The 23,317-nt window shown below is 52.9% G+C and carries 22 protein-coding genes; 11 read left to right on the forward strand and 11 right to left on the reverse strand.

What is annotated here, in order from left to right:
• Positions 1 to 8: 8 nt before the first annotated feature.
• On the reverse strand, positions 9 to 299 hold the full coding sequence (locus tag Q0796_RS12600; protein WP_298443765.1) for a co-chaperone GroES: 291 nt from the start codon (positions 297 to 299) through the stop codon (positions 9 to 11).
• A 248-nt stretch (positions 300 to 547) separates the two neighbouring features.
• Between Q0796_RS12600 and Q0796_RS12605 the strand changes: the two genes are divergently transcribed.
• The gene (locus Q0796_RS12605) at positions 548 to 1,903 is read left to right on the forward strand and encodes an MATE family efflux transporter (protein WP_298443768.1); all 1,356 of its coding nucleotides are present in this window, start codon (positions 548 to 550) and stop codon (positions 1,901 to 1,903) included.
• Between the two features lie 208 nt (positions 1,904 to 2,111).
• Here Q0796_RS12605 and Q0796_RS12610 read toward each other — a convergent pair whose 3' ends face one another.
• Positions 2,112 to 2,705: an FxsA family protein gene (locus Q0796_RS12610; protein WP_298443771.1), complete on the reverse strand. Its 594-nt coding sequence runs from the start codon at positions 2,703 to 2,705 to the stop codon at positions 2,112 to 2,114.
• A 163-nt stretch (positions 2,706 to 2,868) separates the two neighbouring features.
• On the opposite strand from Q0796_RS12610, the gene cutA reads away from it, so the two are divergent.
• The gene (gene cutA / locus Q0796_RS12615; RefSeq protein ID WP_298443774.1) at positions 2,869 to 3,183 is read left to right on the forward strand and encodes a divalent-cation tolerance protein CutA; all 315 of its coding nucleotides are present in this window, start codon (positions 2,869 to 2,871) and stop codon (positions 3,181 to 3,183) included.
• 2 nt (positions 3,184 to 3,185) lie between these two features.
• Complete coding sequence (locus Q0796_RS12620) at positions 3,186 to 4,928, forward strand: protein-disulfide reductase DsbD (protein WP_298443777.1); 1,743 nt, start codon at positions 3,186 to 3,188, stop codon at positions 4,926 to 4,928.
• A gap of 118 nt (positions 4,929 to 5,046) precedes the next feature.
• Here the strand turns inward: Q0796_RS12620 and Q0796_RS12625 are convergent, their stop codons facing one another.
• The 3 genes from Q0796_RS12625 to Q0796_RS12635 form a co-directional block, all read right to left on the reverse strand.
• A complete protein-coding gene (locus Q0796_RS12625) occupies positions 5,047 to 5,634 on the reverse strand; it encodes an LON peptidase substrate-binding domain-containing protein (protein WP_298443779.1) in 588 nt (195 codons plus the stop codon).
• Positions 5,635 to 5,935: 301 nt separating this feature from the next.
• Complete coding sequence (locus Q0796_RS12630) at positions 5,936 to 6,163, reverse strand: DUF2061 domain-containing protein (protein ID WP_298443782.1); 228 nt, start codon at positions 6,161 to 6,163, stop codon at positions 5,936 to 5,938.
• A 99-nt stretch (positions 6,164 to 6,262) separates the two neighbouring features.
• Positions 6,263 to 7,315, reverse strand: coding sequence for a patatin-like phospholipase family protein (locus Q0796_RS12635; RefSeq protein WP_298443784.1), 1,053 nt, complete (start codon positions 7,313 to 7,315; stop codon positions 6,263 to 6,265).
• 468 nt (positions 7,316 to 7,783) lie between these two features.
• On the opposite strand from Q0796_RS12635, the gene Q0796_RS12640 reads away from it, so the two are divergent.
• The 5 genes from Q0796_RS12640 (at position 7,784) to accC (ending at position 11,186) form a co-directional block, all read left to right on the forward strand.
• Positions 7,784 to 8,167, forward strand: coding sequence for a DUF2057 family protein (locus tag Q0796_RS12640; protein ID WP_298443787.1), 384 nt, complete (start codon positions 7,784 to 7,786; stop codon positions 8,165 to 8,167).
• A gap of 112 nt (positions 8,168 to 8,279) precedes the next feature.
• A complete protein-coding gene (gene arfB, locus Q0796_RS12645) occupies positions 8,280 to 8,696 on the forward strand; it encodes an alternative ribosome rescue aminoacyl-tRNA hydrolase ArfB (RefSeq protein WP_298443790.1) in 417 nt (138 codons plus the stop codon).
• 206 nt (positions 8,697 to 8,902) lie between these two features.
• Complete coding sequence (gene aroQ, locus Q0796_RS12650) at positions 8,903 to 9,358, forward strand: type II 3-dehydroquinate dehydratase (RefSeq protein ID WP_298443792.1); 456 nt, start codon at positions 8,903 to 8,905, stop codon at positions 9,356 to 9,358.
• A gap of 8 nt (positions 9,359 to 9,366) precedes the next feature.
• Positions 9,367 to 9,828 (forward strand): acetyl-CoA carboxylase biotin carboxyl carrier protein, encoded by a 462-nt coding sequence (gene accB / locus Q0796_RS12655; RefSeq protein ID WP_298443794.1) that lies wholly within the window; start codon positions 9,367 to 9,369, stop codon positions 9,826 to 9,828.
• Between the two features lie 11 nt (positions 9,829 to 9,839).
• Positions 9,840 to 11,186 carry an acetyl-CoA carboxylase biotin carboxylase subunit gene (gene accC, locus Q0796_RS12660; RefSeq protein ID WP_298443797.1) on the forward strand — a complete coding sequence of 449 codons (1,347 nt, stop codon included), beginning with the start codon at positions 9,840 to 9,842 and terminating at the stop codon, positions 11,184 to 11,186.
• A gap of 388 nt (positions 11,187 to 11,574) precedes the next feature.
• On the opposite strand, the gene Q0796_RS12665 is transcribed toward accC, so the two are convergent.
• Positions 11,575 to 12,297: a SprT family zinc-dependent metalloprotease gene (locus tag Q0796_RS12665; RefSeq protein WP_298443800.1), complete on the reverse strand. Its 723-nt coding sequence runs from the start codon at positions 12,295 to 12,297 to the stop codon at positions 11,575 to 11,577.
• Entirely contained in the window at positions 12,297 to 15,443 is a 3,147-nt protein-coding gene (locus Q0796_RS12670; RefSeq protein WP_298443803.1) for a type I restriction endonuclease subunit R, read from the reverse strand. The genes Q0796_RS12665 and Q0796_RS12670 overlap by 1 nt, the downstream gene beginning before the upstream one ends.
• Positions 15,444 to 15,660: 217 nt before the next feature.
• Here Q0796_RS12670 and Q0796_RS12675 point away from each other — a divergent pair, with 217 nt between their 5' ends.
• Positions 15,661 to 15,816 (forward strand): hypothetical protein, encoded by a 156-nt coding sequence (locus Q0796_RS12675; RefSeq protein WP_298443806.1) that lies wholly within the window; start codon positions 15,661 to 15,663, stop codon positions 15,814 to 15,816.
• 1 nt (position 15,817) lies between these two features.
• Entirely contained in the window at positions 15,818 to 15,940 is a 123-nt protein-coding gene (locus Q0796_RS12680) for a hypothetical protein (protein ID WP_298443808.1), read from the forward strand.
• A 225-nt stretch (positions 15,941 to 16,165) separates the two neighbouring features.
• On the opposite strand, the gene Q0796_RS12685 is transcribed toward Q0796_RS12680, so the two are convergent.
• From Q0796_RS12685 to Q0796_RS12695, 3 genes are all read right to left on the reverse strand, one after another.
• Positions 16,166 to 17,521, reverse strand: coding sequence for a hypothetical protein (locus Q0796_RS12685; RefSeq protein ID WP_298443811.1), 1,356 nt, complete (start codon positions 17,519 to 17,521; stop codon positions 16,166 to 16,168).
• A 71-nt stretch (positions 17,522 to 17,592) separates the two neighbouring features.
• Complete coding sequence (locus Q0796_RS12690; protein ID WP_298443814.1) at positions 17,593 to 18,885, reverse strand: restriction endonuclease subunit S; 1,293 nt, start codon at positions 18,883 to 18,885, stop codon at positions 17,593 to 17,595.
• Positions 18,878 to 20,629: a type I restriction-modification system subunit M gene (locus tag Q0796_RS12695; RefSeq protein ID WP_298443817.1), complete on the reverse strand. Its 1,752-nt coding sequence runs from the start codon at positions 20,627 to 20,629 to the stop codon at positions 18,878 to 18,880. Before Q0796_RS12695 ends, Q0796_RS12690 begins: the two co-directional genes overlap by 8 nt.
• Before the next feature lie 209 nt (positions 20,630 to 20,838).
• On the opposite strand from Q0796_RS12695, the gene Q0796_RS12700 reads away from it, so the two are divergent.
• The gene (locus Q0796_RS12700; protein WP_298443820.1) at positions 20,839 to 21,396 is read left to right on the forward strand and encodes a hypothetical protein; all 558 of its coding nucleotides are present in this window, start codon (positions 20,839 to 20,841) and stop codon (positions 21,394 to 21,396) included.
• Positions 21,397 to 21,832: 436 nt separating this feature from the next.
• On the opposite strand, the gene Q0796_RS12705 is transcribed toward Q0796_RS12700, so the two are convergent.
• Complete coding sequence (locus Q0796_RS12705) at positions 21,833 to 23,272, reverse strand: hypothetical protein (protein ID WP_298443823.1); 1,440 nt, start codon at positions 23,270 to 23,272, stop codon at positions 21,833 to 21,835.
• Positions 23,273 to 23,317: the final 45 nt, after the last annotated feature.

Raw genomic sequence — 23,317 nt, forward strand, 5'->3', positions numbered from 1 at the left:
GAAAAGGTTTATTCGACGATCGCTAGGATGTCGGATTCAGACATGATCAACACTTCTTCGCCGTCGATCTTTTCAGCTTTAACGCCGTAGCCTTCATTGAAAATCACGGTGTCGCCAACCTTCACGTCCAGCGCTTTTACTTCACCGTTATCCAGTACGCGGCCATTGCCTACAGCAACGATTTCGCCACGAGTCGATTTCTCGGCAGCGCTGCCGGTTAATACGATGCCGCCAGCGGACTTAGATTCTACTTCAGTGCGCTTAACGATAACGCGGTCGTGCAACGGACGGATTGTCATCTGTTATCTCTCCTAAAACGGATCCGGTAAGGGGTTCATAATGCAGCAAGCTGCTAACTGATTTCGGATATGGGGTTAGCCTGTATAAATACAAGGGGCGGGGCTGAAAAAAGTTGCCGCTGTTAGCTGTGCCGCGATTTACTTTCGTGATCTTTGCCGCAGTGCAGCCGCTCTTGGTAAACTCGCCCTTCATTTTTGTGCAGTTACGGTTCGGCAGCCACGCCGACGGTAGAAAAAGAGGTTGGTGAATGAGGAAGAAGCTGGACATGCTCAACGGTCCGCTGGTGCCAACCCTAAGCCGAATGACCAGTTCAAACCTGTTGGCGGTGATAAGCCTGCTGGCGTTTCAACTTACCGATGCTTTCTTTATTTCGCGCTTAGGCAGTGATGCCCTTGCTGCCTTTGGCTTAACCCTTGCCCCAACCTTGATGACCATCTCGATTGCGCTGGGGTTGGGCAGTGGTGTCTCGGTCAATCTGGCGCGACTGCTGGGGCAAAACAAGCAGCAGGAAGCGAAGCAGTTTGTTAGCCACGCCTTGCTGTTGACGTTGTTGATCTCGGTCAGCATTGCGCTGCTGGGGATCGCCACCATCAAGCCGTTGTTTGCCTTGCTGGGGGCCGACGCCTCGCTGTTGCCGCTGTTTCACGATTACATGTTCACCTGGTATGCGGGGATCACCCTGTTGATCCTACAGATCCAAGCCAACCAAGCGCTGCGCGCCAGCGGCTACACCTTAGCCCCTGCCTTGGTCACTATTTTGATTGCGGTTACCAACGGCATCTTAGATCCGCTGCTGATCTTCGGCATCGGCCCGTTCCCTGAGCTGGGCTTTCATGGGGCGGCGGTGGCCACTTTCATGGCGTGGGTGGTGTCGTTCAGCGCGGCCGCGTATCTGCTGTTGATAAAACATAAGCTGCCGAGCAAGCCGCAGTTCACGCGGCTGCGCCAACATTGGCGCGAACTGCTGCACATTGCCCGGCCATGCACCCTGTCGAACCTGCTTAACCCCGCTGCGGGGGCGGTGTTGATCGCCTTGATGGCACGGATTGATACCCACGCGGTTGCTGCCCTTGGGGTGGGCATGCGGATTGAAGGAGTAATGCTGATTGCGGTAACGGCGCTGTCTGGCACCTTAACCCCGTTTTTGGCGCAGAACATTGGCGCGGGGCAGATGAAGCGCGCGTTCCATGCGCTGTTCAGTTGCTTGCAGCTGCTGCTGTTATGGCAGATGGCGCTGTATCTGTTGGTGTGGCTGTGCTCTAGCCAGATTGCGGCGCTGTTTGCGGTGGAAGCGGAAACCGGTCAGGTGCTGAGCCAATACCTGCTGTGGCTGCCCGCCAGCTATGGCTTGTTGGCGGTGGTGATTCTGTACTCGGTGCTGCTTAATGCCCAGCATCTGCCACTGAAAGCGCTGTCGCTGAACATCATCCGCTTGGGCACCTTGCTGCCTGCGGCCTTTGTCGGCCAATACGTGGCGGGGGCACAAGGGGTGTTTATCGCCATGACCGCCGCCAACTGCTTTGCCGGTTTGGTGTGTTGGCAGTTAGCAAAACGCCGCGCCGCACCTTGGGCCGGTGCTGACGCGGCGTCGATTGGGTTGTAGCTGCGATCGGCGGTGTCCCCATAGCTGTTACGCCAGTTTTGCGTGAACCGTTGGCCGTACAGGTTCTTGCCGGGATCGCCCGGCAGTGGGCAAGGGCGAGCCCCTTTGCAACCCCTAACACCCCCGAGCGACGACACCCCGCCAGCACCAACAACAACGCCGCTTGGCGCTGAGCGCAAGCGGCGTTATGTCGTGCAGAAGTACAGCATCAATCTTTGCGTTTGAAATCCACGTCGATGATGTCGTCGTCCTCTTGCTTGGCATTGCCTTTGGCGCTGGTGGCGTTGCCATCGCCCAGCTGCTGTTCGCGGCCATAGGGGCTGTGGCTGTCGCCTTCGTGATCAAAGGTGTTGCCCTGTTGCTCAAAGGGGTTCTGGCCACCAAACGGGCTTTGCCCACCGAATGGCCCTTGGCCAAACTGGGCACCAAAACCTTGGCCGCCAACGCCACCCACTTTCACCCGCTTCAGCAGGGCGGCGGCAATGATTTTTCGGGTGAATGGGGTCAGGATCAGCAAGCCTAAAAAGTCGGTCACAAACCCGGGGGTCACCAACAACACCCCAGCCACTGCCAGCAGTACGCCTTCCATGATCTGCAGTCCGGGCAGCTCCCCTTGGTTCAAGCGGCTTTGCACGCTCATCAAGGTGCTTAGCCCTTGGCTGCGTACTAATGATGCCCCCAACGCGGCAGTAAGCAGTACGATACCAATGGTAACCCCAGCCCCCAGCGCCGAGCCCACTTCCATCAATACGTAGATCTCAATGATCGGCATCAACGCGAACAATACAAAGAGTGGAAACACTACAGCGACCTCATTTTTTCATCTTCAATGCAACAGAGATGGGGGATTGCTGGTCTGATTTCAAGTCAGTTCACGAACTGCGTGGAGATCCTGTGCACCAGCGCAGCTTCTGCAGTAAAGTGACGGGCATTGGATCGCCATCAACCCCAGAGAATTCGCCAATATGAACCAAGCCGTTGTGGTTTTGTGCACCTGCCCCAGCAACGCCGTTGCCGAGCAAGTGGCCACCGCATTGCTAAGCCAAGGGTTAGCCGCTTGCGTGAATATGGTGCCGGGGGTGGTGTCGATGTACCACTGGCAAGGGCAGCTATGCCGGGACACCGAAACCCAGCTACTGATTAAAACCCACAGTGATCAATTACCTGAGTTGGAGGCGGCCATCCGTCAACAACACCCCTTCGATGTGCCGGAGATCATCGCATTGCCGGTGCAATGGGGACATCAGCCCTATCTGGATTGGATGAAACAAAACTGCTGATTATGAAAAATCTGTTTACCTATTTGCTGCTTACACTGGCCAGTTGCAGTGCCACAGCTGGCTTTGACTTTCTCAAGGACGAACCGCAAGTCTTACCGGTAGAACAGGCCTATCTGTTCGAGTTTGATCAGCAAGGCAACCAGCTGCTGTTGAACTTCACCATGGCCAGCGATCAATACTACCTGTATCAAGACAAGTTCAAATTCAGTGTCAGCGGCGCCGCCAAGTTGGGCGACGTGGCTTACCCCGATGCCACCATCCACAGCGATGAATTCTTCGGCGATCTGCCGGTGTTCTTTAACAGCGCCGAGCTGAGCGTCCCGATCCTGCAAGCCAGCAGCGGCGACGAGCTGACCATCAGCTACCAAGGCTGTTTGGATAAGGTGCTGTGCTACCCACCCACCAAAATTAAGGTGCCGCTGAATGCGGTGGCCGCCAACGATGGCGTCGTTGCCGCTCACCTCAGCACCCCTGCCGCCCCACAAACCGAGCAAGACGGCTTAGCCGCCATGCTGGCTAATGGCAGCCTGTGGCTGGTGTTGGCAACGCTGTTTGGGTTGGGGATCTTACTGGCGTTCACCCCTTGTGTGTTCCCGATGTACCCAATCTTAACCGGCATCATCGCCGGCCAAGGCAAGCAGTTATCCAGCACCAAGGCGTTTGCGTTGTCGATGACCTACGTGCAAGGCATGGCGCTAACCTACACCGCCTTAGGGCTGGTGGTGGCGTCGGCCGGTGCCAAGTACCAAGCGGTGCTGCAAAGCCCAACGGTGCTGATTGGCTTAGCCGTCTTGTTTGTGGTGCTGTCGCTGTCGATGTTTGGCCTGTACCAGTTGCAACTGCCGGCCAGCTTGCAAACCAAACTGAACTTGGCATCAAACAAGCAGCAGGGCGGCTCCTTTATGGGGGTATTCCTGATGGGGTTGATCTCCGGTTTGGTGGCCTCGCCTTGCACCACCGCGCCGCTGTCTGGGGTGCTGATCTACGTGGCTCAGTCTGGCGATCTGCTGGTGGGCGGTTCGGCGCTGTACGCCTTGTCGTTAGGCATGGGCCTGCCGCTGCTGTTGCTGGGCACCTCTGGCGGCAAGCTGCTGCCTAAAGCGGGCGCGTGGATGGAAACCATCAAACACGTGTTTGGCTTCCTGTTGCTGTCGGTCAGCTTAATCATGCTGGAGCGGATCTGGGCTGGGGTTTACTTGGATCTGGCGTGGATGGCACTGGGGATGAGCCTGTTTGGCTACCTGCTGTGGCGCAACAGCAACACCGGCCACAGCTGGTGGAAGGCTGGCCGCTTTGTGGTGTTAACCATGGCGTTTATGGGCAGCATCTCTTACGGCTTAACCTCGGTGATGGAATCGAACAACGCCGAACATGCCCAGCTGAACTTTGTGAAGATCAAATCCATTGACGATCTGAACGCCGAAGTGACCAAAGCCAACGCCCAAGGCAAAGCGGTGATGCTGGACTTGTACGCCGATTGGTGTGTCGCTTGTAAGGAGTTTGAACACAAAACCTTCCCAGCGCCGCAGGTGCTCGAGCGCACCAATACCATGGTGATGCTGCAGGCAGACTTAACCGCCATGGACGACATCGACGTGGTGATCATGGAACGTTACGACGTGCTGGGTTTGCCCACGCTGTTGTTCTTCGATCCACAGGGCAACGAGATCAGCACCCTGCGGGTTACCGGCTTTATGGGGCCAGATAAATTTGCCGAGCATCTGGATAAGGTGTTGGCGCCTTAACCGTTCGCCATAACCAAAACAGCAACGCCCACAATCCTGTGGGCGTTGCTGTCTCTGGGCTGTTCTTTCTGAGTTGCGTCGGGCTGGTGGGCGCTGAGCTAGGCTAAACCAACCCCACTTAGGCGCCGCTGTGCTTGGCTAGGATCAACTGCAACACGTAACGCATGGTTTTGCGGCAATCGGGCTGATCCATCAGCATCTGCTTGTCTTGCTCAACCAGCGGCAAGATCTCTAACCAACGTTCGCTCACCCAGCAGGCGTCCTCTAACTCTGGCTCGGGGTACATTTCGCCTAGGGTCGGTTCTTCTTGATACAGCTTTTGCAGTGCTTCCCCAACCATGGCGTAGGTTTGCTCCAGTGGCCGCGATGGCCAGTTAGGCATCGGCAGCACCTTTCCCATCCACACACCATCGGCTTCGGCCCACACTTGCGAGATCCGTACTTTTTGCTGGCCTTCAACCACCACCGACAAGGTGCCGTCTTCCAACACGTAAAAATCGACCACTCGTACCTGAGTAGCAACCGGATAGCAGGGCAAACTGCCCTTCTCTTCTCGATTCATGCACACCACCAACCATTGGTTGGCTTGTTTCATGCTTTGCGCCAACATCCGTAATTGACCCGGAGTGACGATCCGCAACTCTTTGCGGCCTCGGGGCAACACCGGTGCGTCGATAGGCAACAATGTGGCATCTATGCGTTTCATAGCGCCTCCTACTAGAGCGGTACTGACTAAGTGTAGACAGTCACTGCTTTTTCGGGATAAAAACCAAGGGCATTACTCGGGTATGGATTGGGGTGCAACGCTTAGCCTGCCAGCGATAAGCCACCGACTAACAGTGTAACGGTCAGCAGATAGGCCAGCATGAATGCCATCGATACGTGCAGCAGTTTGGTGGTGGTTCGTAACATGGCGGGCCTCTAATGCACTGGGGGAATGGCGACTAGGATAGCGCCAATCACCCTCAATAAAAGTGGATAAAACAGAACGTGCTAATCGATAGTGGCTAAAGCACTAACGCGGGGCTGTCTGCGCCTTGCTGAGCGCGACGTTGGCTTGCTTTGCGCTGATCAACGCGACGCCACAGCTTTTCATGCAGGATGTAACCAACGGTGTTCACCGCAGGTTCGATGATCGCCAGCAAGCCACCAATCATCAGGCTGCCGGTGATCAAATACGCCAAAGAGAACGCAATAGAGAAGTGCATTAACGCAAACGTAGTGGTTTTCAACATGGCGAGCCTCGGCAGCAACAAAACAGAATGACCTAATGGTAGTGATTATCATTTGCATTGCAATAATATTATGCCGACTTAACTCATCGCCTAAATCGATTACGCTTGCCCTAACGACACCATGCCACGCTGGGGATCCTGCTGCAGCTGGGTAAATGCCTCTACCAGCTCGTGGCCCATGTCGACGGCTCGATGCCAATTATCGGTACGCTGCTGATTGCTCCACTGAGCAAAGTCGCTGCGATCCGGCAGTTTGCCGCCGGGCAGGCGCGCCACAAACTGCGGCGAAGGCACCAGCATCGCCACTTTACGGAAGTTGGCACTGGCTCGACGCCACGGCAGTGCTTTATCAAACCAACCCGGGGCAGCATTGGCATAGAAGTGCGGATAAAGGGTTAAACCGCCGTGCTGCAACGCGGGCAGATCCAGATGGTAATCGGTTACGCCGCCGTCGTAGTAATAGCCTGGCTCGGTATTGGGCAGATCTTTGACCCCACGCAGTACCATTGGAATGCTGCCGCTGGCCAGCAACGCATCCAACAAGCCATTGGCGGTCAACTGGGTATTGCTGCTGGGCAGATCGGTCATGCCTGCAAAGGGGGTGTCTGCTTTGGCGTGCAGCACCCAGCGCCGCCAAAAGGCCGCCAGATTACGGCGGCCAAACAGATTCAGCAGCGAACTCATCGCCGCCCCAGCCGCAACAACGGCTCGCTTATCGCTGGCGACCAAGCCGCGCCCATGACAGACAATCAGGTTTAAGTGGCGGTGGCTGTGCGCCAGCATCGCCGCACGATCCGCTTCCGCAAAGGCTTGGCTAAGAAGCGCTCGACACTGCTGTTCCACTTCCTCAGGGCTGGGCTGCACTTCGTACCACTGGCCAATGTAACCTTGCTGCAATCGCTGATGGGCATTGACCGGATCGGGGTGGCACAAAGCCGCGCAACGCCACGCCCCCGACGAGGTCCCCATAAAGGTCATTGGTTGCTGTGCCGGAATAAAGTGCTCAATCAAGTGGCGTTCCAGCGGGGCTAAAGGCAACCATTTGGGGCCACCACTGGCGGCAATCCACTTATCAAATAAGCCAGAGGCCAACCCATGATGTTCTATTTGGTAGCGCGCTTCTGGCCCCACCACTAACTGCAACAACGACACCGTTAATGCTCCTTTAAGCGGCTGATTTGATTCACAACAGCACGATATTCCGTTGCCAATGGCGCCATGTCAATTGAGCCAAATTCAAAACACACACAAACGATTAACATCTGCATAAAAATTCAACGCCATTTGTTAAAATTTGGTGCAAATGCCACTTTTTTCACCCCAACAGAGAAATGTGACTTAGGTCACAGCAAAGTTAAACCGACGATCCGATCTGTTAACCGTGCCGTTTCCAATATTTTCACACTGAATAACATCAAATTAACAGGTTGCTCTCACTAGTGTGTTCACTTCACGGTCCGGCGGTGGTAAAACATGCATAACCCTGAACAAAGAGAGCAATCTTTGTTCAACAAGTGACTAAGATTGGATTAAGAAAAGTCACGGGGTAAATGGGGTTCATCCCGGTTTAGATGCCGACGGTGTACCTTCTGGAGCTGTAACAAGGAAGGAGAATCATCAATGCGCACCAAAACTTTACTGGCCACCGCTGCCACTGCACTACTGTTAAGCACCACCGCTTCTGCGGCACAACTGCAACTGGACGATGGCTTCTTCGCCACCTCCGTGAACGGCAACGAGGTTTCCGTTACTGCAGATGCTCACGACCTGTCTAACGGCAAGCAAGTGATCACCGTTCGTTACGAAGAGAACGTGATCCACAGCCGTGAACGTAACGACTACACCGTTACCGGACCGATGTACGTAGTATTTAACGCCGACAAGTCTGCTAACTACCAGATCGTTAAAACTGGTGAAAAGTTCGAACTGACCAGCAACGGCAACGCGGTTGCGGCCAAGTTCTACAATGGCGACCAAGCGGTCCACGCTGCACTGAGCATGTAAATGCTGGCTGCGAGACCAAAAAAGCGATGCTTCGGCATCGCTTTTTTATTGCCTCTGTGCCGGTGGCAAGCGACAATTCCTATCTACCCCGATCAATATATAGTGCTTGGCCATGCTGCAACTGTCTGCCCGCGTTACCATTCCTGCACACGAAATCGAGATGCAGATGATCCGCGCCCAAGGGCCTGGGGGTCAGCACGTCAACAAAACCAGCAGCGCCATTCAGCTGATCTTCGACATCAATGCCTCCAAAGCGTTGCCGGACTCCTACAAGCAGCAACTGCTCAGCCGCGGCCACGCAAACCTGACCGCCTCGGGCAAGCTGATCATTAAAGCGCAGCAATACCGCAGCCAAGAGATGAATCGACAAGACGCGCTCGAACGCCTTAAGGTCATTTTGCTGCAAGCGATGGTGGTGCAGCGAAAACGCATCGCCACCAAACCCACCCGCTCCTCGCAACGTCGGCGCATGGACAGCAAAACAAAGCACGGCCAAACCAAGGCACTGCGTACCAAACGCTTCGACTGACGCTCGCGCTACCCGCTTAAAAACAAGGCAGAACAGGCAAAGATTGCCGGCATTATGCGGAGATTAGACCAGTAAAATGCTGCTATATCCGAACATGTCGTTATAATGGCTCGACTGATTTAGGATGGCCTAAAAAACTGAACGAAGTTTGGCATTCGCTGCACTTCACTGCTTTTAAGCCTATTTTTGCTGGGGATTGCCGCACGATGTCGCAACAAGCACACATTTTGGTTCTTAATGGGCCTAACTTGAATCTGCTTGGCCGCCGCGAGCCAGAGGTTTATGGCTCACAAACGCTGGCGGATGTGGTCGACAATCTTACCAATCAAGCGAACCGACAACAGGTTCGCCTGTCGCATTTACAAAGCAACAGCGAAGCAGCGCTGATCGATGCCATCCATCAAACCGATGCGGATTTCATCGTCATCAACCCTGCCGCCTTTACCCACACCAGTGTGGCACTGCGCGACGCCTTGCTTGGGGTAGCCATCCCTTTTATCGAAGTACATCTATCAAACGTGCACGGCCGGGAGCCGTTTCGACACCACTCGTACTTTTCCGATGTGGCCGTGGGCGTGATTTGCGGATTGGGCACCGAAGGTTATCGCTATGCCTTCGACGCCGCCTGCCGTCATCTACAGAACATTGAACAACAGGATTAAGCGCCGCTATGGACATTCGTAAAATCAAAAAACTGATTGAGTTGGTACAGGAATCCGGCATTGCCGAATTGGAGATCACCGAAGGCGAAGAGAGCGTACGGATCTCCGCTCCGTCGGCGGCTGCCGCCACCACCTTAGTTGCCCCAGCCCCAATGGCTGCTCCCGTTGCGGCGGCGCCGGTTGCCGCACCAGTGGCTGCAGCACCAGTCGCTGCCGATGAAGCCGCAACCCCAAGCGGTCATCAAGTTCGCAGCCCAATGGTTGGTAGCTTCTACCGTGCCCCAACCCCAGGCGCTAAGTCATTTGTTGAAGTTGGCGACACCGTAAACGTGGGCGACACCCTGTGCATCATCGAAGCCATGAAGATGATGAACCAGATTGAAGCTGACAAAGCTGGTGTGGTTAAAGCCGTATTGGCTGAAAACGGCGACCCAATTGAGTTTGATGAACCGCTGTTCATCATCGAATAAGGAAGCCGACCATGTTGGATAAAGTGGTCATCGCCAACCGTGGCGAGATTGCCCTGCGTATTTTGCGCGCCTGTCGCGAGCTTGGGATCAAAACCGTGGCGGTGCACTCCACCGCCGATCGCGATCTGAAGCACGTGTTACTGGCCGACGAAACCATCTGTATTGGTAAGGCGCCAGCCACCGAAAGTTACCTGAACGTACCGGCGTTGATCGCCGCTGCGGAAGTAACCGACGCCATCGCCATTCACCCAGGTTACGGCTTCTTGTCTGAGAACGCCGAGTTTGCCGAACAGGTAGAAAAAAGCGGCTTTATCTTTATCGGGCCAAAGGCGGAAACCATCCGCTTGATGGGCGATAAAGTGTCGGCCATTTCGGCCATGAAGAAAGCCGGCGTGCCTTGTGTACCAGGCTCTGACGGCCCATTGGGTGAAGACGACGCTTACAACATTCAGTGCGCTAAGCGCATTGGTTTCCCAGTGATCATCAAGGCCGCTGGTGGCGGTGGTGGTCGTGGTATGCGCGTGGTTCGTAAAGAATCCGAGCTGGTTGAAGCGATCGCCATTACCAAATCTGAAGCCGGTAGCTTCTTCGGTAACGATGTGGTTTACATGGAGAAATTCCTAGAAAACCCACGGCACATCGAAGTGCAGGTGTTGGCCGACGGCCAAGGCAGCGCCATTCACTTAGGCGAGCGCGATTGTTCGATGCAACGTCGTCACCAGAAAGTGGTGGAAGAAGCCCCAGCGCCAGGGATCACCGCCGAGATGCGTAAGTTCATCGGTGAGCGTTGTTCCCGTGCCTGTTTGGAGATCGGCTACCGCGGTGCCGGTACCTTCGAATTCTTATTTGAAAACGGCGAGTTCTACTTCATCGAGATGAACACTCGTATTCAGGTAGAGCATCCAGTAACCGAAATGGTGACCGGCGTTGATTTGATCAAAGAGCAGCTGCGCATTGCCGCCGGTCAGCCACTGTCGATCACCCAAGACGAAGTGAAGATCAAAGGCCACGCCATTGAGTGTCGTATCAATGCCGAAGATCCTGAAACCTTCATGCCATCACCGGGCAAGATTGAACACTTCCACCCACCGGGCGGCATGGGCATTCGTTGGGACAGCCACATCTATGCAGGCTACAGCGTACCGCCACATTACGATTCAATGATTGGCAAGCTGATCACCTTTGGTGAGAACCGTGGCATCGCCATCGCTCGCATGCGTAACGCCTTGCGCGAACTGGTGGTGAACGGCATTAAGACCAACACCATGCTGCAGCAACGCATCATGGACGACGAGAACTTCCAAAACGGTGGCACCAACATCCACTACTTGGAAAAGAAACTCGAGCAAGAGTCTTAAGCGTACTCATACATCCGATACGAAGGGCGCAAACCTTGATTTTAAAAGGGTTGCGCCTTTTTTGTATCCGGTTGCATTTCGATGTGCATTTATCCTAACGGCTGAAATGTTGTACCCCGAGGTGTATCCCAGCAACAAAGGTGACAGATATGGTGTTATCAGCAACCCAGATCGAGGGCTTAAAACCTCGAGACAAAGAGTACTCAATCACCGACCGTGATGGCCTCGCCATCCGCATTCGCCCCTCTGGCGCAACGCTTGGATACTGCGATACATTTATGCCAAGAAAGCACAAAGGCTAACTCTTGGCTCCTACCCTATGATGCCCCTCAAGGTTAAATGGTCGTAGTCATTATACGAAGACATTACGACTTGCCGTCCTAGGCAGTTACAACACCAACCGTCCCGAATTCTCGCGCAGCCACTCTCGGCATTCGGCATAGTCTGGGATTACTCGCTCAACCTCACGCCAGAACTGCGGTGAATGGTCATGATGCTTAAGGTGACCCAGTTCGTGCACCACCACGTAATCAACAATGCGATTAGGTGCCATTACAATCACCCAGTTGAACTCGAGTTCGCCCTTAGTGGTGCAACTACCCCAACGGCTTTTAAACTGCTTAACCGATACTGACGTAGGGCGGACGCCAACTACTTCAGCGTATCGCGCACATTTTTCCCGCAATTTGTTGTGGGCATGGCTTCGATACCAACGAATCAGGGAGTTACGAACGGCATTGGCTGGATCGCCATAAGCTGGCACCGTAACCTGTAAGCGTCCTTGCACCAGCTTAGCGGGCATGTAAGCCCCAGTCAGTACCTTCAGTCGGTAGTTACGACCAAGGTATGGGAAGGCTTCACCAGAGACATAGCTCTTGCTGCTTGGCGGTAGCACCGCGTCGTGCAAGGCGATCTTCTCAATGATCCAGCGATGCTTGGCTGCAATCAGTTTACTGATGCGTTCCACTTCAAGTTGATGGGGAACAATCACCATCACCTGCCCATCCTCGACTTGAATCGAAGCGGTCTTGCGGCGCGTGGTGCGCCGTACTTCGACGACATAGCCATCGCCTTGGAGATACTCCGTAGACCTCCCCTTTTCAGCCGCCATCACTTCTTCCCAAACTTCGTCTGCGCCAGTTCCATGAAGCGATCTTGTAACACGGCAACCAGTTCCTTATTGCCAAAGGGTTGTTTCAGTACTCGCCGCTTAATCTCTTTCTTCATCCGCTTTACCTCATCGGGCTTATTGAAGAAGTCGACAATGTCGGTGGCCTCATCGAGCATCTGCACCAGCAACTGCGTGGTCGCCTTTACCGCCTCACTGTTGGTTTCATCTACCACATCTACATCATCAAGGTTCGCTACTTCCGCCATAAGGATGTTGTAGAAGGCGTACTCTGTTTCAGATAAACCAACGTGCTCCGCGCCTGCCGAGCGATCGGTTTCGATGGTATCCACTAAATGAAGCAGTAACTGATACTGTTCATCCCACTTACCAGCGGTCTTCTCGATGATGTCGCGTAGGCGCAGGCTGAGCGACTTGTAGTACTCGGGGTCTTCCTCCAGATTCACGGTGATGTGATGCTTGATGGCACTCTCAATCTCAGAGGCTTTCGATTCATCCGACTTGGCTTGTGCCACTTCCTCTTTGAAGTTGGCAGCCAACAGATCCACAGGCGGGATCTTAGGATCTACGCCGGTGCTGATGATGTGCTCATCCACCAGTTTGCGCACCTTCTCACCAACTCCAGTTAAATCTAATGCCGGGTCTCGGTAGCGATTGCGCGCCGCATTGTGGATCTTGCCAAGGCGCTTTAAGTCGCCAATGAAATCTGCGGCAGCGGTGTCGGGTAGGATCAAGTTCATCTGCTTGGCGAAGCGCTTAAAGGCGATCTCAAATTGAGCGCGAACCGATTCCTCCTTCAAAGCCAAGACGCATAGATCGATGTATGCCTCATCATCCTTGGCCGTCTTAATCTCTTTGAAGAATGCCATCGCAACGGTGTGCAGCGCTTTTAGCTTGGGGATCTCATCCTTCAAGCTTTCGTAACTGCCCTCTATGTCATCGCTGCTGAACTGATCCAGCGCTGCTTTGAGGTAGTCCGCCAGCCCGTAATAATCGACAACATGACCGCACTCCTTGGCTGCTTTACTCACTGGTGAGGTGCAGGTTCGGTTAACCCGGGCTATGGCCTGCATTAAGGTATGATCTTGCAGCTTGCGGTCGATATACATCACTTGCGCCAACGGCGCATCAAAGCCAGTAAGCAGCATGTCTTTGACGATAAGGAAGGCAACGGGGTTTTCGGACAGCGGTTTATTAAAGTCCTTAATAACCTGCTTCTGCTTGGCTTTATCGGTGTACTTAGCGATGTAAGGCTTGTCGTTATGATCACCAGAGATCACCACCTCTGACGGCGGTGCTTCCAGTTCATCCAACATCTCTTTGAACAATACCGCCGCATGGCGGCTACCCACCACAATCATCGCCTTGTAGCCATCCGGTTGGATGTGCTCTCGATAGTGATTAAGTAGGTCAAGGCAGACCCAACGAATGCGCGCGGGTGCTTCTCGCACTGCTCGTTCAACGCCATAGCGTTTCTTTATCTCGAGCTGATCCTCTTTGCTGTAGTCGCCAAAGTACTCTTCGAACAGCTTGTCGAGGGATTCGCCCTCAACCTTGGATTGCACCTCGCGGCCTTGATAGAGCAACCGCACCGTTGCGCCATCTTCCACCGCTTCATTGATCTTGTAGGCATCGATGTAGCCGCCAAAGGCTTTGCTCATCTTCTGGGTCTTCATCAACGGCGTACCGGTAAAACCAATCTTGGGGGCATTGGGTAACGCCAGATTGATGGTGGTCGCCAAGCCACCAAACTGAGTGCGGTGGGCTTCATCAGCCAAGACGATGATGTTGTCACTTGGGTTCAAGTCGCGGAACTCGCTCTCTTTGCTCTCTTGCTCGAGATCCAAGAACTTCTGCACCATCGCCGTAACCAAATCAGAGCTGTCTCGCTTCAGTAGCTCCTTCAACTGCTTCACCGAGCCAGCGTGATGAACGGTTTCCCCTTGTGCGGCCTTAAAGGTGCTTGATAGTTGCTCATCCAACTGGGTTCGATCAGTAATGAACACCAACTTGTAATGGCGTAGCTGTGGATCGCGGCGTAGCTTCACCGCCAGCATCACCATCGTGAGCGATTTACCCGAGCCTTGGGTATGCCACACCACCCCAGACTTGGATTTGCGATCGGTGCCGGTCTTCAATCGATGGATGATCTTATTCACCGCGCGAAACTGCTGGTAACGCGCCACCTTCTTAACCAGCCGTCCTTCGATGGGCTCGAACAAGACAAAGTTTTGAATGATATCGAGGAAGTTAGACGGGGTTAGCATCCCAGCGATCAAACGCTGCTGTGGTGTGACTGCCGTAAGCGCATCCACCTCTGGGGTCAGCGACTCACCATAAGCCACGGAGGGCTGTTCAGCAGCATGAGTAAGCACAGCGTCAGAGGGCGCTGCCTTGGCTGCAATGAAGTTAGAGATGTTCTGCCGTTTAAGATCTTCATCGGTAACGGGGTAGGCATCTTTCCAATCACCGTAGTGCTGCGCTGCCGAGCTAATGGTGCCCACCTTGGCGTGATCCCGGCATAGCGTCACCATCAGTTGGTTGTACCAGAACAGGCGCTCCGCGCCCTCGTCACTCTCTTGGCCGCGCAGGTTGGCATAACGCCGAAGTTGATCGATGCCGTCATCCACCGGATTGGTGATGTAAGGAGATTTGCACTCAATCACCAACAGCGGCAAGCCATTCACAAAGCCAAGGATGTCGGGAATGATGTTCTGTGCCCCTTCAACCTTGAACTGGCTGGTACTCAAGAACTCGTTATTGCTTGGCTGGTCGAAGTCGATCAGCTTTACCGTTTGGCCTTTCTTGCCTTTGCCAAGGTCTTGCTCAACCGAGATCCCATCACCGCACAGCAAGCGCCACAGGGTTTGGTTGTACTCCATCAAACCGGTTTGGGTCGGGTGGGTTAGCTCACGCATCACCTTGCGCAGGTTATCCGCAGATAGCCAAGGGTTGAGCCTCTTAACTGCCCGCGCCAATCGCTTGGTCAACACCACATCGCGCCACGAGTCACGCTCCTGTTGTGCATGTTCTGGCGACAATGCTGCCCCAGCGGCGTAACGCCAGCCAAGGGATTGCAGTTGCTCTAGCGCGGGTTGTTCAACTTTAATGAGTTCGTCTTGGATCATTAGTACTACTGGCCGAGTGGTTGGGCAAAACATCTTTTCACGATGGTACAGCCAGATAGCGACATATCCAGCAAACAGCTCCGCAATTAAGTAAAAAACTGCGCCTATTCAAAACTTGTACGCTTCCCCCCCCACTGCAGGCGCTAATCAATTCTGCATTATCTCCTTCGTTGGTAGAGGCTTCTGCCAGCGTCATTCACACAATGGAGAAAAAATAATGACCAAAAGTAAAACCCCAATGACCAGCGATGCAGCCGCTCGTATTCAAAGCACAGTTGCCAAGCAAAACGGTGGTTCAGTGCCTAAGGGCAGCGTGGCTTCACGGGCGCAAAGCGCCGCCGCTAAGAACTCGTCTAAGAACGGAGGTAAGTAACATGCCTAAACATGACGACGACAACCGCAGCTGCCAGTTGAACCCAGAACACGACGCCTACTGGCAAAGCCGTGGTGAAGACGAACGCCCCGATGACTGGCAAGAGCGTTTGGAAGATGAGTAATCGTTAGCAAACACCGTTAGGCACTGCTGCCGCAGTGCCTATTTCGCATCGACTTGAGAGGGCACTCAGATGGAAAGAAACAACACTAACCGCAGTAACCAACTTAATCCAAATAACGATCAATATTGGAGATCTCACGGATTCAACAGGCGCCCCAAGGATTGGCAGTAGCGCTGCGCTCGTGGCAATACCAAGCCTTAGCTGGCTCGGTAGTAATCGCTAAGGTTAGGCTTTGGCGATTGCACTGAAATGCTTGTCTAGATAATGCTGATAGTAAACGGGGTAGCGTGATAGCACCTCTTCCATTGCATGAGCTACGGCTTCTGGGTTGTTTACGTCACGTACTGCTCCGCATTGTAGCTGACTTGTTAATTTATCTAACCCCATTGCTACTCTGCCCATCAGGGCAATCGGCGCATTATTTACGGGTTGCAACGGTTCAGTTGCATTAGCAATGAATGCTTCCAGTCGCTCAAAGCTAGGTAGATCTTCGCCTTTGCGCCATGCCTTTAACACGTTGTAGCGGCGGTCCCGCTCATTCTCAAACGATAAGGTGCTGGAGTCATTGGCCATCGGAATATATTGGGCAAATTCCCTTTCACCGATATCCGTTTCCCACAGCTTAGCTACGCTCAGTCGCAGTTCTTCGAGTAATGCGCCGAAACAAGTCACAGGTGCCCCATCTGGATCTGCAACTCGGCTGAGCGCCCGGCAAAGTAACCAAGGTACCTTGCGAAGCTTGTCTTCGGGTTCCCCACTCAGTACAACGGTGCCAACTTCAAAGCTGGCTAACATGTGCAGATAAAAATCCAGCACCAGATAAAAGCCGCATTTCACCAATGCCAATTTGTCGCTACCGGCAAGTTGATGCAGTGAATCCCTTTGGAGCATATAACGGCCAAACCGCTCCAGCTCAGCTTGCGGGATAAGGCTGAACTGCTCCCAGACCGGCTTGATGAGTTGCCATTGAACTTGCGGGTCTTCTTTGTTGTTGGGGTTGGTCGCAACAAAAGCGCGCACTATTTCAAATAACTCAGTATCGGCATTGGCTCGTTGCTGAACAAACTGCATCGTCAGTAGCAGTTCACTTTTTGAGCTACCCTTTATCGCTGGGCTCCCCTTTAATCCCAATCTTGCCGAAAGCCAATCAGCCCCGTTAGAACGGGCGAGCTGTGCGCGCTCAACCTCCTTCGACTCTGGCACTGAGAACATCTTTCTCAATGGCTCTGCAGCTTGCGTCAGCCACTCATTAAGTTTCTTGGCAGACTTTTGGCTTATGCCAGTGCTGCCAATGAAGTTGGCAATGGTGCTATTGCTCAGATTCAGTCTGTAGCCGCTTTGTTTCTCCAAGAGCTTAAACAATCGTGGGTAGGAGAACTGCACACCAATAAATTCAATGAACTTGTTAACTGGCGGTAAGAACAAGTGATTATGTTTAAGGGGAGTAAAGTGGACCTTTTCGCCACGACGGTGCTCTTGACTTAGGTCGTCAGAGAGAAAGGTAAATGGATCGTAATACTCCGACTCATCCGATAGATTGGACGACTGTTGAGAGTTGAGTTTTGAAGCATCCGTGCTCATTGTAGTGGCTTTTATTGTTCGCAAAATTGGGTGTTAGCCAACAGTGGGTGTTTACCGTTGGCTGTGCGAGTTTAGCTGTCGACCGTCACTCGTACCTTGCCAGTGAGCAGGTCTTGCATGAGGGCTTTTTTGAGCCGTTGGGCTTGCTCGAGTTGCGCAAGTCTAAATTCAATTGTTCGAGAAATCGTATTGTGAGCTTTAGCTATTTTCAATTGTTCGGCGATTGGTGGAATCGGTAATAAAAGATTCTTCAGTGTCTTCGAACTAATGGACTCCATTACTCCTCCTTGGGACTCGTTTCTAAACTGCTCTTGAACCCAAGTGGCATAATTAAGTTGCCAGCATGCCAACACCGATAGGTATTTGCTCTGGTCAAATGTCATCGTCCAAACGTGTTTAGAAGATAGTGCTTTCCCGACTCCCCGAGGCACGACACAGGAACGGCCAACAGTACCCATGATAGTAATCATTACATCGCCTTCGAATACGGCATACCGCTTTAGCTCTGCGAATTTTTCATCGCTCACATATCGCCGATAGGTAGATTCAAAGTGTTCAACATGAACATTGTCGATCCCTAGATACGGATGTCCTTTAGGTACGAGCTCGTTCTTAAGTAGGGCGCTTCCAAATGGTCCACTGCGCATTGGATACTTTGTCGAAGCCAATTGGGTTTCTAGAGTTTCAATCTCCCACCCCTCCGGAATCAAGCCAAGGGGGGAGTCCTTGAAGGCGGTATTGCTGCCATCACCGGTTCGATAGTTCTCTGGAGTAGGCGACAGCAGCTCCTGCATCATGCCGGTCTTGACCGCTTTCAGCTTGTCAATCTGCGCTTGCGTGCGCTCAATCACCGTATCGACCGAGGTTAGGATCTCAGCGATTTTGCGTTGTTCTGGGAGTGGAGGTAGCAAAGCATCGATATTTTTTAGCTTTTCTTTATTTAAGGTGACCCCTTTCACGGCTTGGTCTATGTCACTAAGAAGATCCCAAAAGTGCAAACCGTGGTAAAAGTAGTCAACGTCAATTTGATCTGTAGTCGGCTTAAATGCAGCAATAGCTTCATTTGTATATAGGTCTTTCCCAGCGTAAGCCACTTTGCCAACAGAAAGCTTGAAGCTCATGATGACCGTGCCTTGAGTAATGAGCTTTACATTAGAGTTAGAGACGCCAATGTCAGTGATTTGCTCAGCAGTATCCTGTACGTAGCGCCCTTTAAGGTCTTTAATAGACACCCAACTGTTACCGCTTGTTTTTGAGCTGTCCCAGTATTTGGGCTCGCTCCGACTTGGAGTTCCTCCAATTGCGATTTCGAATAGATTGCCAAATTTACATTGACCCCATCCGTTTGGTAACACCTCACTCATACCCCAGCTCCTTCAAGTAGCTGTGCATGGTCTGCTCGGCTTCGCTCACTTGGCTGTCCAGTTGAGCCAGTGACACGTGGTATTTGTCCCACCAGCGCTCGAGTTGGCTGATTACCTTGGCTTCAACCTCTAGACCAGCGGCTTCAATCTGAGCTCGGATCTGCGCCTTATCGGTGATCTCGGCTTTAAATTGCAGGTAGTCGTTACGCTGCGCTGGGGCGTTGTGAGGCTCCAATATAATGGACACATCAAAGCCTTGCAGCACTGCTTCTTGGATGTACTTATCTTGTACTTCACGCACTGGCACGCCACCGTGCAGCAATGCACGAACATCGAAGATTTCCGCTGGTGGCGAGGTGTCGGCGTAGCGGCGGATATTGAGGTTGTAATCGTTGTCGGCAATGTCCGCCAGCGCCACCACGGTGGAGTAACGTGCAATCTCGCTGTACTGCTCAAAGGTCTCAACGATCTTGGTGATGTCTTGCGGGCGCAGCTTGTTTTGGTTCTTGCCTTCTTCACACTCCAGCTCGGCGTTGATAAACAACACCTTGCCTTTGCGCTCGGCCACCTTGGCTTTGTTGATGATCAGCAGACAGGCAGGAATGCCGGTGCCGTAGAACAAGCCAGAGGGCAGGCCAATCACCGCCTCTAACAGGTCGTCTTGCAGAATGCCTTGGCGAATGGCCTTCTCGCTTGAGCCACGGAACAACACCCCATGTGGCATCACCACCCCGACCATACCTTCTGCGTTGGTACTGGCGATCATGTGTTGCACAAAGGCTAAGTCACCGGCGTCTTTCGGCGGTGTGCCATACGGGAAGCGACCCTGCTTATCGGCATCGGCCTCATCTTTACCCCACTTCTTCAGCGAGAACGGCGGGTTGGCGATCACGCGGTCAAAGGTCATCAAAGTGCCGTGCTGGGTGTGCTGTGGCTCGCGCAGGGTATCGCCCTTGCGAATATCGGCATTCATCACCCCATGCAGGAACATGTTCATCTTACAGATGGCCCATGTATTAAGGTTCATCTCTTGGCCATAGAGCGACAGGTTGGCAGGGTTCTCACCGTGGTTAGCCAAGTAGTTGCGGGTTTGCACCAACATGCCGCCAGAGCCCGAGGTGGGATCGTAGATCCGCATACCGGCATGAGGCTCAAGCAGGGATACCAGCAGTTGCACCACCTCGGATGGGGTGTAGAATTCGCCGCCCTTCTTACCGGCGCTGTCAGCAAACATCTTGATCAGATATTCGTAGGCGGTGCCAAGCAGATCCGGCTTTTCAAAGTCGCTGTTGCGCAGACGGTGTTGATTAAAGTGCGACAGCAGATCCCGCAGCTTGGTATCTGACAGCTTGTTCTTGATGTTGAAATCGATGCTCGCCAGTACCCCTTCAAGAGCGGGATTGTGCTCTTCAATCGCATCTGCTGCGGTGTTCAGTGCCTCACCGATGTTGTGCTTCAAATCCTTCAGTTTTTCCCAACGGGCTTTCTCTGGCATGAAGAAGGTCGAATCGTACTCGTCCTCATCTTGTGCCAGCGCCTTGGCTTCGGTTTCTGTCTCACCCTCAGCCAAATAGTGGGCAATCACCCGTTCTTGCTCTTCATCAAAGGCATCGGATAGGCGTTTTAAGAACATCATGCCAAAGATGTAGTCCTTAAATTCGGACGCATCCATGTTGCCACGTAAGATGTCGGCGGCTTCCCAAAGGAAGGATTCAAGCTGTTTCAGTGTGAGATGGTGGGGCATAGATGAACCGTCTTTTATACCGACGCGATGATCGGAGTATTACTAAAGTAGAGCGAGTCTAATGGTGGCAACAAGCTGTGACAATAACGGAGATCGAGGAAGTGGTTACTGGCATTGATAAGCCAGTAATTTTGTTCGTTAGTTAAAGGTTTGCAACAGGCAATGTAACCTCGTTAAGGTGAGATTTTCGCACAGTTCAAGGATGACGCATGCGGCGCATTTCTCTCTCGGCTATTGCTTTATTTTCCCTTATTTTGGTACCAGCACTGTACGCCGATACCATTGAAGAGCAAATCTGCAATGCCTATTCAACGGCTCAACAACAGGCGCAATGTCTTGCTGAGTTTCAAGCTCAAACAAATGACACCCCATTGGCTTCAGGACTGTTTGAAGAGATGCTTTGGTTGCCCCAAAAGCATCTAGGACTTAGCCGTAACGAGCTAAAGAATCGATATGGTATTGAGCCAAATGAAGGGGGAAACTTTGTTGTTATCAAGGGCAACGTAAAGCTGTTGTTTGAGCTAAACAAGCCTGACTCAGTGAGCTTTATCTCCATCGATTTTACAGAAAACGCAAACTGTACATTTGGAAAACCTACAGATTATTCCGCATACATCGAGCAGCTTGGCCTGAAAATGAATCAGCTTAAGCAACTTTCACAGATTGGCAGTGCAACGGTGTGGATCGATACAACAAGGAAGCTAAAGGTGTCGGGTGTTTGTCCTTATGATGGTGGCCCACCCATAATCAGCTTCAGACACAAATGAAGCCATTAAAATTGCCACTGCTGGTTTGAAAAATTTACTGAGAATTTCCGAGGGGCTCAGTGAAGCTAACTCGACGTGCATCGGCGGGATGGGGTGTCCCCCCCTCCCCTTTTTGTATTTCAAAGTGAACCACGGCCAGCTCGATTACTTGGCAGTATTTCAATCTAAAAAGCACCATTCGCAACTTAGCAGGCCAATTCACTAATTAGAGTGGGGTGATTGAAGTCGATTAAGTGTGATTTTTTGTACCCCACGACGTACCCTGAATAAAAAAGAACCACCACAAAACACACAACACATTGATTAATAAATGTTTAATGCAGAACATCCACTACTTGGAAAAGAAACTCGAGCAAGAGTCTTAATCTCGACGCCAATGAGCGGATCAAAAAAGGGAGCCTGATGGCTCCCTTTTTTATGGTCGATTCACTGGCCGTTACTGACCGCAATCACCCCAGCTTTGACCGTCGTCGCTGCATTGCTGCTCGTGCGTGCCGTTGGCGTAGGTGATGGTGCGGGTCCACTCGCCGTCGCTGTTTTGCTGATCACGGTACTCGTCGTCGCCGTGAGGGTAGGTTTTGCTTTTCACCCACCGGCTCACGTCGTATGGCACCGATTGGCCATCGTCCCAGCCGTAAGGTAAGTTGGCGATCTCGGCTGCCAGCTCGGTCAAATTCAGCTTCGAGGCGGTTTCAGGGAAGTTGATCGCCTCTGGCGCGATGCTGAATGGGTTGCCGTCGCTGAAGAAGATGTACTGCGCGCTGAAGCGCGTTTCACCCTGTTCATAGTTGACGAACAGGTAGCGACTGTCTGCACTGGCAAAGTCCTGCAACTGACAAGCATCTATGCTACCGGTGTCACCGGCATCCTCTAAATTGCTGATGGTGTACTGTTTGCCAGCAACCATAAAGCTCATCTGTTCGCTTAAATCACAGTTATAGTCGCTGTCGTCTCCGCCCCGAGATTGGTAAATGATCGACTGCAAAAAGTCACCGCCGTCAAACAGCCCTTTCTCGATTTCATCACTGATGATCAGCCGCTGCGCCACAGTAAGCGCGTCATTCATCTTCATGTGCTCATACTGGCTGCCGCTGTTATCGGAGATGTAGGAAGTGCGGTACCACGCCAACGGGTACGCTTCTTCAGCATCTAACGCGCTAAAGCGAGCGAAATTAACGCTCACGTGCTTTTGTGGGTGCAGCTCCTGCAGGGCTACCGTGCCTTTCAGAGACGCCTGCAACCCTTTAACCACCGCTTGGGCGGTGTCGTAGGCAGCCTGATCGTTGTCGGCAATGTAATCCGCCGCAATCTTATCGGCGGCGATGTTGTAGTGATCCACCACATAAGCCGTGGCATCGGCCAGCAGTGTGGCTAACCGCTCGCGCTTGGCGGCATCCGCCAGCAAGGCATCACAGCTGTCGCCGATAAAGGCGCTTTCTTTATACAGCTCTTGCTGCACGGTTTGCCACACCAAGCTGGTTAATGGGGTTACGTTAACCAGATACTCGTCAGACAGAGTCTGCAGCGGCGGCGCAATCACCATCTGATAGGCGTCTTCCACTGGGCCTAAATCTTCGTCTTCGGCACCAACCGGTACGTCCACCACAATTGGCACATACTGGGCGCACTGTTGTTGTTTAGTGCTCAGCTCTAAGCGGTAGTCGCCCCCCTCGGTCGAGACAGTGCGTGGCTCGGCGCCGTCAAGCTGACCATTGCCGTTCATATCCAGAAATACAGTAGCACCAGACACATAGCCATCGATCACTTTGCCCATTGCGGCTGCCGCTGGGGTGTCACTGCCACCACCACCGCCGCCACAACCTACTAACGCAGCGGCAATAGCCAGTGGCAGGATCCGTTTTATCATCGTTGTCATTTGTTACCCCTAACGTTGAAACATCTTCATTTACTGATTGGCGCT

It is taken from the genome of uncultured Ferrimonas sp. (genome assembly GCF_947489035.1).
In the GTDB taxonomy this organism is placed as follows: Bacteria; Pseudomonadota; Gammaproteobacteria; order Enterobacterales; family Shewanellaceae; genus Ferrimonas.